The organism is Bradyrhizobium sp. AUGA SZCCT0169, assembly GCF_018130085.1.
Classification (GTDB): Bacteria; Pseudomonadota; Alphaproteobacteria; order Rhizobiales; family Xanthobacteraceae; genus Bradyrhizobium.
Window position 1 is genome coordinate 185,701 of record NZ_JAFCMC010000002.1, and the last position, 12,423, is coordinate 198,123.

Below are 12,423 nucleotides of genomic sequence, written 5' to 3' on the forward strand. Positions count from 1 at the left end.
CAAGCAAAGGAGCGTGACATGAACGACGTCCGGGACGGTTTCTCAACGCTGAAGTCGCTCGCGAAATCCGAGCCGGGCCAGGTCGTGCTGGTGTTGCAGGGCGGCGGCGCGCTCGGCTCCTATCAGGCCGGCGTCTATCAGGCGCTGCACGAAGCCGGCATCGAGCCGGACTGGATCATCGGGACCTCGATCGGCGCCATCAATGCCGGCCTGATCGCGGGCAATTCACCGCAGAAGCGGTTGCCGCGGCTGCGCGAATTCTGGAAGGAGATGGAGCAGAACACGCTCTGGCCTCTTCGCGACATCTTTCCGGGCTTCAACGAAAAGCTGTCCTATTGGTCGACCGTGACCCATGGCATTCCCAGCTTCTTCAGGCCGAACCCGCTGGCGCATGCCGGCGACCTCTATCCGCTCGGAGCCGATCAGGCCGGCTATTACTCGACCGCGCCGCTGGAGCGCACGCTGACCGAACTGGTCGATTTCGACCTCGTCAATCAGTGCAGGCCGCGGCTGACGGTCGGCGCGGCGCATGTCCGCACCAGCCAGATGCGTTATTTCGACAGCCGCGATGGCAAGCTCGGCGTCAAGCACATCATGGCGTCCGGCGCGTTGCCTCCGGCGTTCCCGGCCGTTCGCATCGACGGTGAGTTATATTGGGACGGCGGCATTCTATCGAACACGCCGACGGAGGCCGTGTTCGACGACAACCCGCGCCGGAATTCCCTGATCTTCGCCGTACACCTCTGGAATCCGACAGGCAGCGAGCCGACCACGATGGCGGAGGTGTTGAATCGGCACAAGGACGTGCAGTATTCCAGCCGCATCGCCAGCCACGTCGCGCGCCAGCAGCAGGCGCATCGGCTGCGCCACGTCATCAATCAGCTCGCCGCGCGCCTGCCGGAGTCCGAGCGCAACAGCGAAGCGGTGAAGGAACTGGCGAGCTATGGTTGCCCGACCCGGATGCATGTGGTGCGGCTGCTCGCTCCGCAGCTCGCCCGCGAAGACCACACCAAGGACATCGACTTCAGCCCATCCGGCATCCTGCAACGCTGGGACGCCGGCTATCGCCACACAAGGGCGGTGCTCGAACACAAGCCGTGGATCGGCGAATTCGATCCGCTGTCGGGCGTTGTCCTGCACGAGCAGACGGAACTGTTGGCGGAGGCGGCCGAGTGACGGCCTGACACCGAATTTTCGTTGTCAGGCGTGACGCCGGCTGAATAACAACAGGCCACCCATCGTCGCGAACAGCCCACCTGTTACCTTGTTGATCCAGCGCATGTGCCAGCTGGAGCGCAGGACGGGCGCGATCGCGGAAACGCCGAAGGCGCACATCGCCAGCACGCTGAATTCGCATGCGATGAAGGTAAGGGTGAGGATGGAATATTGCGCGGCGAACGGCTCGGCCGGGTTGAGGAACTGCGGGAAGAACGCGGTGAAGAACAGGATGGCCTTGGGATTGCTCGACCCGACCAGGAGGCCCCTGACATAGTGCGTGCGCAAGCGCCGGCCGCTGTCCGCCGGAGCGCTCTTGATATCGACGGCTTCCGCGGTGTTGCCGAACGTCTTGATGCCGAGCCAAATGAGATAGATCGCCCCGATCACCTTGACCACGGTGAAGGCAAGCTCCGATGCCGCGAGCAATGCACCGAGGCCCAGCGCCGAAAGCGCCATGACGCCGAGGACGGCGCTGATGCTGCCAGCCGCGGCCGCCAGCGCGCCTGACTTGCCTTCGTTCAGGGCCGTCGTCATGCAGGTGAGCATGGTTGGGCCGGGTGACAGCACCAACACGGCCACGGCGGCCAGGTACAGCAAATAGGTCGTCAAGGTCATTATTCGCATCCATATGCGTAGTGAGGTTCAAGCGTGCGTAGTGAGGTCAAGCGACACCCTGTCGGGTGTGCCAGCCGGTGATGGCTATGACGGAGGCAGGCCCATTTCATTAGCAGTTGGGTAGCCGCCCACCCAGCCTCTACTTGCACCAAAAGCGACGCGAATTACCCTGAGGGCCCGCTCCCCGTTCGGAATGTGAACAATTTCGACCAGCGCAGCGGAAAATTGCTCCCTGCCCGCATTTCGAAAATGAATCGCCCATTTCTGAACCGGCCGGCGGGCGACAATTGTATTTTGGCGAGCCTTTGGAACTTTTCGGAACTTCTGCCATTGCAGATTTGCTGATGGTGCGAACCCCAAGGAGTGTTTGCAATGGCAACCCAAATCGTTATGGACCACACCGGCGATACCCGCCATGAATTTGATGCGAACGACGCGAAGGCGTTGCTTGAAGCGGAAAGGCGCTTCGAACAGCTCACAGGCGCCGGCTTCACAGCGGCAATCAGAACTTCCTCTGGCGGTCCGACGATAACCCGCAGGTTCGATCCGAAAGCCGAAGAAACCCTGTTTTATCCAAGGCTGGTCGGCGGTTAGCGTCTCATGTTGCAGACAACGCTACGTAACGCGGTCCGTAACATCAGGCAATTGCTGGCGGATAGCGCGAACCGCTGGCAATTGCTGCGGGCTCAATATCGGGAATTGGGCTGCCCTCAAAGGGAGGTGCGCGGCATAAGGTTGCTGCAAGCATGGCTATCGCCTGAACAACTGGTTCAGTTCAACAAATACGGGTATTTCGAGGTCACGGGCTGCCAAAGCGGCAAGCGATACCGGATCTGTTATGGCACCGCGACAAATATTCATGAACTAGACCAATATGGGCGCCCGAAAGCCGGTTGGTGTTTTGTGCCAAACCAGCCACTGGTGCCCGGCGACGTCATGCTGGCACAGAAAATTGCTTTGGAAACCGACGAGTGGGCTGCGCTGGCGGTGGCTAAATCGTTCAGGCCGACGTGGCATTGAACAGATTTGCCCCAAGTCCTTGGCCTAAGTCCTCCTTGGCCTAAGTCCTTGGCCCACGGTCCACTGCGCCGCGACAGGAGAAGCGCCAGCGATCCTGATGCGGCGCGGCGCGGGCTGCGCCGCTGCACTGCGGCGCATGATGTGCACTGCGATCGAGCTTTGTCACGATTGTGGCAGCCTTGCCCATATCAAGGCCGCGCCGACCGATGTGGCTGGGCGAACGGAAAATGGATGCAAGCAGACTGTTTACCAACTCGATCAAGGACGTGAAAACCACCTTCCCTAAGCCGTCCGAAACGAATCCGTCCTAGGCTGCCTCCAACAAGAAAGAGGCAGCAAATGTTCACGATCATCAGGGCGCTCGTCATCGCGGTATGCGCGTATGCCGGTTCATCGGTAGCAGGCAGTCAATTCCCGGACCTGCCGAACTCCCATCAAATCTACACCGAGTAGATCACAGAAGTTTGTGATCGAACTCGGCAACAGCAATTCCGGCAGTAACCACGTTCAGTTACGGACTGTCAGGAATTACGGCGTTTGCTCTCCGTCAGGTTCTGTGGCGGAGATGGTTATGCCTCTCGGACGATACATTGCCTGGGTCGGCGCATCGTTGCTTGTGTTGCTGTTCGTGGCCAACTGGTTCTTTCCGCAACCTTTGGCGGAGCCGGCCGGTGACGAAGTTAACAGGCCGGTCATCCGGATCGCTTCTCTGCAGCAGCCGCCGGAACGGATCGTCATCGACACCAACCTTCCGACGATCGTTCCGCCGCCAGCGCCGGCCGCCGAAGCCATACCGGACGCGCCGCCCCCGCAAGCACAATCATACGCGCCGATAACTTCTCATGCGTCGGTTACCGGCGTGGAAAAAACCAAGCCAAAGGCCACGAAGAGGCTGGTGAAGGAGGCTGCAGCCAGACAGCCGTCGTCGCCCCATACGCAAACCAACACGCCTGTGGCCCCGAGTAGCAGCCCGGCACCGGCCGCACCGCCTACCAGGTTGTCGTTCGCGAATATCATTTCCGGGCAGCTGGTGAGAGAGCTGTTCAACCTTCATTGAGCCTCAGCGCAGCGACACCATCGCCGTGCCCCCATGCCGAGCACACGGGCCCGCCCCCGGCGCCTCTAAGTTCCCAAGATGAACGCGGTGATCTACGCCGGGCAACGGCTGGATCATTGCCACGGCCAATGGATCGATCGCGCGTCTACTCGCGCCTCCGCGTATTAACCCTGTTGTCAGACTTACTTCGCCGCTGCTGCGCGCAAGTCAATTCTGCCGCTAACCCGCCGCATTGGACCTTAGAAATCGTTCTGCGACGTTGGGCAGATTATTTCCCCGGCTCGGGGCAAGCATCTTCGTCCTGGAACAGTAGATCATGATGAGGGCAGGTCTCATCGTTGTTGGCCTCAGCGCACTGACCATCATGGAGCTGGGGACACCGCGACGCACGAAGACAAGTGCGCCAGATCGGTTCGAGCAAGTGACCATCGACGTCAGCGTAACAGGCGACACCCTGGAGACGGCTGACCGGCGCGAGATCCACCGTTTGCAGCATGAAGCACCGGTTCAGCCGATCTCATCGGTCGAACCAACACCGCCGCCGGCTACGACGGCGGCCTTAACTCCAGAAACCAATCCGGGCACCGTTGGGAGCGCTGCAGGCGGCAAGAAGCACGTTGCCGGAAAGTTGCGACCTCGACCCAAATACACGGAGCCTGACAGACCCAGGCCTCAATCCACAAATCCCAACAAGGCGGCAAGGATGGCCCGGCCGAAACCGATCGGCGAGGCCAGGCCGTGTCGTCCGAACGCTTTCGATGGTCTGCTGCAAGCATTGAACTTGTCTTCCCGATGCCAGACCTAGCGCAATGGCCTTCGTTCAATGTCGTGTTGGCCGGCGCCGAACCGGCCGACCTCGCTCCTACGCCAACGAGGGTAGCGCGTGTGGACGAAATCAGGCCGCCGCGCCCGGACGAGCGGGGCGCTCCTGACAGATCGCGAGATTTGTTCAACTTGGCAATCATCGCCATCTTGTTAGCGGTGGCGATTGCGTTGGCCGCAGTCGCAGGCCCCTACATTTTTCGCAGTGCGCATTCAAACCGGCAGACAATCGAGTCAATCGACGTCAAGGCTCTGGTGGAACGCATCATCAAGGTCGAATCGGCGGGAATTGCGACTAAGAAGAACAAGCTTTCCAGCGCCACAGGGGCTGGTCAGTTTCTCGATGACACCTGGCTCGAAGCCATCCGAAAGCATCGCCGCGATCTGATCAAGGGCCGCAGCGACAAAGAACTGCTGGAGCTGCGGCAGGACGTCGAGCTTACGCGGGAGATCATTGCGCGGCTGCTCGAGCAATATGCCAGGACACTGAATAAACGCGGTCTGCCCCTCACCTCCGGTTCGCTTTATCTGGCCTATTTTGCCGGACCGGCTGGCGCCGTGGCTCTGCTGTCCGGCGCCGAACATGCCGACGCCGCGTCCGTCATGGCCGCCGCTGACGCGACCGGTCGAACCACGCGCCAGAAACTTGTCAGGGCTAACCCGTTCCTCGAGGTACTGACGGTACGCGATCTCAAGAACTGGGCCGATCACAAGATGCGCGGCATCTAGATCGCTTTCCCGATAGCTCCGGCCGCTCTTGGACCCCCGCCGAAAAGTGCTTACCATCGGGTGAAACCATCGAGCGCGGGGCCGGCCATGAAGCGACGCGAGTTCATCCGGCTGGTCGGCGGCGTGGCGGCCTCTTGGCCGCTGGCAGCGCGGGCACAGCAGCGCATTCCGATCGTGGGCTTTGTCGGATTTGCCAATGCCGACGTCGACGACGTGACGGTCGGCGCTTTTCGCAAGGCGCTGGTTGGGCTCGGCCACGTCGAAGGACGCACCATCATCGTCAATGCGCGCAGCGCCAACGGCGACGTCGCGCGAGGGCACGCCATGATCGACGAGCTGGTGGCGCTGCCGGTGAATGTGTTTCTTTCGCCGGGCCAGGCCGCGGCGCGGGCCATCGTGCGCAAGACGAATATTCCCGTGGTCGCGGTGGCATTGCCGGCGGTGCAGAGCGACCCCGAACTGTTCCAGAGTCTGGCCCGGCCCGGCGGCACCGTGACCGGCTTCTCGGCGTTCGGCGAGGAGATTTCGGCCAAGCGCATCGAAATGCTGAAGGAGATCCTGCCCGGCCTGAAGAAACTCGGCGTGATGCACAACGCCACCGATCCCACCTTCAGCGCCTGGGGCTCGCAGACCATGGCGGATGCGAGGAGCGCCGGTATCGAGCCGGTACGCCTCGGGCTCAGTGCGCCGTCCGCCGTGCAACTCACCGAGCAGATCAAGAAGCTCGCCGACGACGGCGGCACAGCCATGATCGTCATCCGCGATTTCCTGACGGTGGCCATGATGGCGGACATCTGCCGGATCGCGGCAGACCTGCGCATTGCCGTGATCGGCGAACATGCCGAAATCGCGCGGGCCGGCGCGCTTTTCAGCTATGGCGCCGATCTCGCCGACCTGTTCCGTCGCGCTGCAAGCTATGTCGACAACATTCTCAAGGGCCAGAAGCCGGCGGAGATGCCGATCCAGTTGCCGACGAGGTTCGAGCTGATCGTCAACGTCAGGGTTGCCCGGACGCTCGGGCTCACATTCCCGCCGACAATCCTTGTGCTCGCGGATCAGCTGATCGAGTGAAGCCCAACAGCGTCTCGCCGAGGCCCATCCAGGCCCAATGCCCGGGAGGGGCCCGAAAGGTCAATTGCGCTGCCATGATGCGGTGGTTACGGCAAAGTGTTACGGCAAAGGGATGAAAGTCGTATAGTACAGCCATTCTTGCCAGATGAGCCAGGGGAGGAAATCCATGCGGAAGTCTCCATTCGGTATCGCCGTCGCGGCTCTTATGCTTTCAACGTCTCAGCCGCTGGTCGCCGCGCAAGACGACGTCGATCAGCAGCTCGGCAACGTGAACTTCAAGACATCCTGCAACGATGTTGCGCAGCGCCGCTTCGATCGCGCGATGCGATATCAGCACTCGTTCTGGTACACCAACGCCAAGGAGATCTTCGAGGAGGCCATCAAGGCTGATCCGTCATGCGCCATGGCCTATTGGGGCATCGCGCTCACGATGATGGACAATCCGCACGCCGCAATTCCGCGGCCGAATCTTGCGCCCGGCCTCGCCGCGATCACCAAAGCCAGGGAGATCGGAGCCAAGACCGAGCGCGAACGCGACTACATCGATGCGATGATGGTGATGTATGCGGACCACGAAACGATCCCCCATGCCCAGCGCATGCGCGCGCTGCGCGACAAGCAGGCCGACATCGCGGCGAAATATCCTGACGATGACGAGGCCCAGATTGCCTACGCCATCACGCTCAACACGTCGGCGGATTTGAAGGACAAGACCTACGCGCAGCAGTCCAAGGGCGCCGCAATCCTGGAGCCGATGTCGGTACGGCTGCCGCAGCATCCGGGCGTGACGCACTATTTGATCCACCTCTACGACTATCCGGCGACCGCGCAAAAAGGCCTCGACGCCGCCAACCGCTACGCCAAGATCGCGCCGGCCGCGCCGCACGCCCAGCACATGCCGTCGCACATCTACACCCGCGTCGGCTATTGGAAGGAATCGATCGCCTCCAACGCCGCCTCCGTGAAAGCCGCGAAGTCCGAGAAGTCGGTGGGCAATTACCTGCACGCGCAGGATTACATGGTTTATGCCCATCTTCAGCTGGCCCAGGACCAGCAGGCGCGCGCCGTCATAGACGACATGATCAAGGAGACCGACTTCAAGGCGACGGTCGCGGCCGCCGACTACGCGCTGGCGGCCTCGCCAGCCCGCTATGCGATCGACCGCGGCGACTGGGACGCGGCCTCGCAACTATCGGTCAGGCCGAGCGGCCTGAACTACGCGATGGCGATCTCGCATTTCGCGCGCGCAATCGGCGCGGCGCGCTCCGGCAAGCCGGAAGCGGCCAAGGCCGACGTCCAGAAGCTCGCGGAATTGCGCGATAAATTGCGCGACGCCAAGGATAATTACTGGTCGCAGATCGTCGACATCCAGCATCAGGTCGCCGTTGCCTGGGTGCTTCACGCGGAGGGCAAATACGACGAGGCTCTCAAGGCCATGAGTGCGGCAGCGGACGCCGAGGACCTGACCGAGAAACATGTGGTGACGCCAGGTCCGCTGGCACCGGCGCGCGAGCTCTATGGCTTCATGCTGCTCGATCGCGGCATGGCCAAGGAGGCGCTTGTGGCATTCGAGGCCACCAAGGCCAAGGAGCCGAACCGATTCCAGGGCTACGCCGGTGCAGCCAAGGCGGCCGACACGCTCGGTGACAAGGCGGCGGCGCGGCAGAACTATCAGCAACTAATGACGCTCGCGGCGAACGCCGACACGGAGCGGCGCGAGGTAGCGGCGGCAAAGACCTATCTCGCCGGCAACTAGCGAGCAGAACGGTGGTGCAATGAGAAGGGTAGCTATCGCCGTCGCAGCAGCCTCGCTGGGGTGCGTACTCGCGGCGGCGTTGGCGTGGTCCGGTCTGCCACGGCACGCCGCCGCAACTGCGACCGCGCCGGTATGGACCGAGGTGGCCTGGCCGTTCCCCATCGATCAGTGGGGCAAGGGAAAGGCGTTCCGCTGCAAGGCGGCTGACTGCGGCGCCGAGGTGAGCCTCTATCTGCGTGCCAAGATCGGGTTCTGCAATTGCACGACCGGCGTCGCCGATGATGAAGATCTGGACCGCATGGGAGATCTTGTTCTCGTCGGCGACGTTGCGCCGCTCGGTGCCGGTCGTCCGGTCAACATTGCGTGGATGAAAGGCCGCAGCCGCGCCTACACGCTCAACGCCCGCAATCCGCCCGGCAAAACCGCGATATCGGTCGTCTTCAACGAACGCTGCGACATGATCGCCGCAACCGCCGTGCTCGGTCACGACCGGCCGGCGGCGACCGAGCCCAGCGTGATCGAGTTTCTCAACGGCGATAGGGTGATGCGCTGGGCCGAGGTCACGCTTGGCCTTTGATGTGAGATAGTACGTAGGATGGGTTGAGCCCTTCGCGAAACCCATCTTTTCTTCGCGGGCAGCAAATGATGGGTTTCGCGAAGAGCTCAACCCATCCTACATGCTGCGGACTGGTCCTGGCTTAGTCGCGAGTCATTGCGATCAGCTTGAAGTCCTTGTCGAGCTTGATGTCGTACTGCCCATCCCTGCATTTGGCGTCATCGACTTCAAAATAGCTGCTGGCCTCGGTTTCCTTTTCCATCTTGCCGCCCGTGCAGCCAAGGCCTTCCAGGACAGCCTTGATTTTCTCGGCCTCGGCCGGTGTCACGGGGGTGTCAGCAAGCGCAAAGGTGCTGCTTGCAAGTGCAGCAGCGAACGCCGTCACGAACAGCTTCATCGGTGCGTTCTCCAGTTGAGAAAACGAAACCAGCCTGACCCAGGTTAGTTCCAAAAACAAGCGCGCCACGAGGAACCCACATGCGCGCCCGGGAGCTCGCTCACGATGCTGCCGGCGTGTTATCGTCCAAAAAACGAACCTGAAAGGGAGCAAGCAATGCGCGGACGGCGTGTAGTAATGGATTCGCTGGTGTCGAATGGCGTGAGCCACATCTTCGGCAATCCCGGGACGACAGAAACGCCGTTGCTGGACAGTCTGGTGAGCTATCCGCAGATCGAATATGTCATGACCCTCCATGAGGGCGTGGCGGTCGGCGCGGCGAGTTTCCATGCACAGGCCACCGGCCGCGCGGCTGTGGCCAATCTCCACGTAGCTCCCGGACTCGGCAATGCCATCGGCGCGATCTACGGCGCGCTCAAGGCCAATTCGCCGCTCGTCGTGACCGCCGGCCAGCAGGATACGCGCATGCGGCTGGCCAACCCGGTGCTGGGCCACGACCTCGTTGCCATGGCGGCGCCGGTCACTAAATGGAGCGTGCAGGTGGAGCGTGCGGATGAACTCGCGCCCTTGCTGCGCCGCGCTTTCAAGGTTGCGACCGATGCACCCAGGGGACCGGTCTTCGTCTCGCTTCCGATCAACGTGCTGGAGCAGGAAACCGACGTCGAGGCGATCGCACCAGATAAATTGTGGCGTTCGTCACAACCGGACCCTGCCGGGATCGAGGAATTCGCCTCGCTTCTTTTGAAATCAGGGCGGCCCACCATCGTCGCCGGCGATGACGTCGCCCGATCAGGGGCCTCTCAGGCGCTGGTCGCGCTGGCGGAGGCGATCGGCGCGCCGGTTTGGTTCGAAGGGTTGCGCGCCCATGCGCCGTTTCCGACCAGCCATCCGAACTATCGCCAATCGCTCCCGGCCGACGCCGCGCAGGTTCGCAAAGCCTTGTCGGATGCCGATCTCGTCTTGCTGCTGGGAGGTCCGTTCTTCGAGGACATCTGGTATGCGGAAGGCAGCCATTTCCCTGATGGCGCCGTCGTCGTCCAGATCGAGGAATCGCCCGAGCGCCTGGCGTTCAATCACCGCCTCGACGGCGGCATCGTCGGCGACATGGCGGCCAGCATCGCCTCACTGGCGAAGATTGTGAGCGCGCGGCAAAGCGCCGAATTCAAGCTCGCCGCAGAGCGCCGCAATCAGGCGCTGGCCGAGTTGAGCGCCCGCGACCGGGAGGCGCACCGGGCGCGGCTGGAGAAAGCCTGGAACCGCGAGCCGAGTTCGATGGCGCGGGTGACGGCCGAACTCCGGCGCGGCCTGCCTGACAATGTCGTCATCGTGGATGAAAGCATCACCGCCAGTCTCGACCTGGCGCGGTCGTTCGATTATCGCGGCTTCGGTGATTATTTCGGCGGGCGCGGCGGCGGCATTGGTCAGGGATTTTCCGGTGCGATCGGGGTGAAGGTCGCGATGCCGGATCGCCCGGTGGTCGCCGTCTCCGGCGACGGCTCAGCGATGTACAGCATTCAGGCGCTATGGACCGCGGCACACCACAAGCTGGCGATCGTGTTTGTCATTCTTTCAAACCGGCAATATCGCATCCTCAAGCACAATGTGGACGTCTGGCGTCAAAACTTCGAGGCGGGCACGCAGCATCCCTATCAGCAGATGGACCTGACGGGACCGGACCTCGATTTTGTGCATCTGGCGGCCGGCATGGGCGTCGAAGGCGTCAGGGTCGAAAAGGCCGGTGACATTGCCGCGGTCATGGAGCGAGCTGTGGCGGGAAATCGGCCTTATCTGGTCGAGATCGCCATCGAAGGAAAGCGCTAGCGCACGGCCGGAGGCTTCTGCACCGTCGGTGCGGCGGCAGCCAGAATATCCGCGCGAACACCGCTCCGCGGCGGATAGATCCGCTGCCGGTTGATAATCTGCTTGGTCGCCTTGGCGGCGGTGCCGGAGACATGAAGCTGGCGATCCCATCCGACGGTATGCAGCGCGCCCCAGGCGCCAAGGTCGAGCACGGTGACATACCAATCGATGTCAAGGGCAAGCATCGGCTGCTCAAGCAGATCGGCGACGACGTTGTTTCCGGCAAAGCGGCCCATCGGCCTCGCGAACTGGCAGGACATCACGGTGGCATGTTCGCCGTCCACGACGCAGGAAGCCACATCGCCGGCGGCAAAGATGTTTGTCGCACCGGTGAGGCGCATGAACTGATCCACATGGAGGCGGCCCAGCCGATCGCGCTCGACATCAATCGTTTGAGCCACCGGGCTTGCCTTCATCCCTCCGCACCACACCACTGTCTGCGTCGGGATGACTTCGCCGGAGCTCAGCGTGACGGTATTCGCATCGATCGCCGTGACCCTTGCGTTGAGCCGCGTTTCCACACCGAGCGCCGCCAGCGCTTCACCGACGATCGGGCGCGCTTGTTCTCCGAGCGTCACGCCAATCACCGGATTGGGATCGACGAGAATAATGCGCCGCTCGCCGGTGAGACCTGCCTTCGCAAGCTTGCCCGGCATCTCGGTGGCGACTTCGATGCCGGTAAAGCCCGCGCCGACGATGACCACCGTGGCACGGCCTTCGGCACTCGCCTGCCCGCCCAACGCGGCGAGATGCGCCTCGAGCCGGACGGCCGCCGCATAACTATCCACATCGAAGCCACAGGCCGCCAGCCCCGGTATCGCGGGGCGCGCGAGCTGGCTGCCGAGCGTCAGCACCAGCCGGTCGTAGTCGATGGTCTCGCTGCCGCTATTCGTGGTGACGCTCACCTGCTGCCGGGCGGGATCGACCGCCCTCACATCGGCAACCCGGTGATCGACGCCAGCCGGGTCGAGCACTTCGGCAAGCGGTATCGCCGCCTCGCCGATGTCGACCTCGTAATTGCGAACCCTGATGTTGTGGTAGGGGTTGCGGTCGACGACCAGTATCTCGACATCCGCCGCCGGCGCACCGATCTCGTCGCGCTTGCGCGCAGCACCCAGAGCGGCCCACAGCCCCGCAAATCCAGCACCAAGAACAACAATGCGCGGCATGTGATTCTCCCGGACGTTCGGCGGGAGCTAATCGCGTGAGAGAAGCGGAATCAAGGGCCAAAACTCGTAGGGTGGGTTAGCGCAGCGTAACCCACCATCTTCGTTCACCAGGCCGTAGGTTACGTGGAATATATCATCAGACGCGCATTCGCG

Annotated in this window: 12 protein-coding genes; 9 read left to right on the forward strand and 3 right to left on the reverse strand. The window is 62.4% G+C overall.

Annotated features, from left to right (window positions below; all coding sequences use genetic code 11):
• The first annotated feature begins 18 nt into the window (after positions 1-18).
• On the forward strand, positions 19-1,176 hold the full coding sequence (locus JQ609_RS02870; protein WP_212271937.1) for a patatin-like phospholipase family protein: 1,158 nt from the start codon (positions 19-21) through the stop codon (positions 1,174-1,176).
• A 24-nt stretch (positions 1,177-1,200) separates the two neighbouring features.
• Here JQ609_RS02870 and JQ609_RS02875 read toward each other — a convergent pair whose 3' ends face one another.
• Entirely contained in the window at positions 1,201-1,833 is a 633-nt protein-coding gene (locus JQ609_RS02875) for a LysE family translocator (RefSeq protein ID WP_212206929.1), read from the reverse strand.
• 372 nt (positions 1,834-2,205) lie between these two features.
• On the opposite strand from JQ609_RS02875, the gene JQ609_RS02880 reads away from it, so the two are divergent.
• The 7 genes from JQ609_RS02880 to JQ609_RS02910 all read left to right on the forward strand — a co-directional run bounded on the left by JQ609_RS02880 (position 2,206) and on the right by JQ609_RS02910 (position 8,865).
• On the forward strand, positions 2,206-2,427 hold the full coding sequence (locus tag JQ609_RS02880) for a hypothetical protein (RefSeq protein WP_212271938.1): 222 nt from the start codon (positions 2,206-2,208) through the stop codon (positions 2,425-2,427).
• A 6-nt stretch (positions 2,428-2,433) separates the two neighbouring features.
• The gene (locus JQ609_RS02885; protein WP_249119352.1) at positions 2,434-2,853 is read left to right on the forward strand and encodes a hypothetical protein; all 420 of its coding nucleotides are present in this window, start codon (positions 2,434-2,436) and stop codon (positions 2,851-2,853) included.
• Positions 2,854-3,424: 571 nt separating this feature from the next.
• Entirely contained in the window at positions 3,425-3,910 is a 486-nt protein-coding gene (locus JQ609_RS02890; RefSeq protein ID WP_212206927.1) for a hypothetical protein, read from the forward strand.
• Between the two features lie 738 nt (positions 3,911-4,648).
• The gene (locus JQ609_RS02895; RefSeq protein ID WP_312014792.1) at positions 4,649-5,461 is read left to right on the forward strand and encodes a lytic transglycosylase domain-containing protein; all 813 of its coding nucleotides are present in this window, start codon (positions 4,649-4,651) and stop codon (positions 5,459-5,461) included.
• An 87-nt stretch (positions 5,462-5,548) separates the two neighbouring features.
• A complete protein-coding gene (locus JQ609_RS02900; protein WP_212206925.1) occupies positions 5,549-6,532 on the forward strand; it encodes an ABC transporter substrate-binding protein in 984 nt (327 codons plus the stop codon).
• A 166-nt stretch (positions 6,533-6,698) separates the two neighbouring features.
• A complete protein-coding gene (locus JQ609_RS02905) occupies positions 6,699-8,288 on the forward strand; it encodes a M48 family metallopeptidase (RefSeq protein WP_212271939.1) in 1,590 nt (529 codons plus the stop codon).
• A gap of 19 nt (positions 8,289-8,307) precedes the next feature.
• Complete coding sequence (locus JQ609_RS02910) at positions 8,308-8,865, forward strand: hypothetical protein (RefSeq protein WP_212271940.1); 558 nt, start codon at positions 8,308-8,310, stop codon at positions 8,863-8,865.
• Between the two features lie 121 nt (positions 8,866-8,986).
• Here the strand turns inward: JQ609_RS02910 and JQ609_RS02915 are convergent, their stop codons facing one another.
• Entirely contained in the window at positions 8,987-9,241 is a 255-nt protein-coding gene (locus JQ609_RS02915) for a hypothetical protein (protein WP_212206922.1), read from the reverse strand.
• Between the two features lie 156 nt (positions 9,242-9,397).
• Between JQ609_RS02915 and JQ609_RS02920 the strand changes: the two genes are divergently transcribed.
• Complete coding sequence (locus tag JQ609_RS02920) at positions 9,398-11,062, forward strand: thiamine pyrophosphate-binding protein (RefSeq protein ID WP_212271941.1); 1,665 nt, start codon at positions 9,398-9,400, stop codon at positions 11,060-11,062.
• Here JQ609_RS02920 and JQ609_RS02925 read toward each other — a convergent pair.
• Positions 11,059-12,270: an NAD(P)/FAD-dependent oxidoreductase gene (locus JQ609_RS02925; protein ID WP_212271942.1), complete on the reverse strand. Its 1,212-nt coding sequence runs from the start codon at positions 12,268-12,270 to the stop codon at positions 11,059-11,061. The genes JQ609_RS02920 and JQ609_RS02925 overlap by 4 nt on opposite strands.
• Between the last annotated feature and the right edge of the window lie 153 nt (positions 12,271-12,423).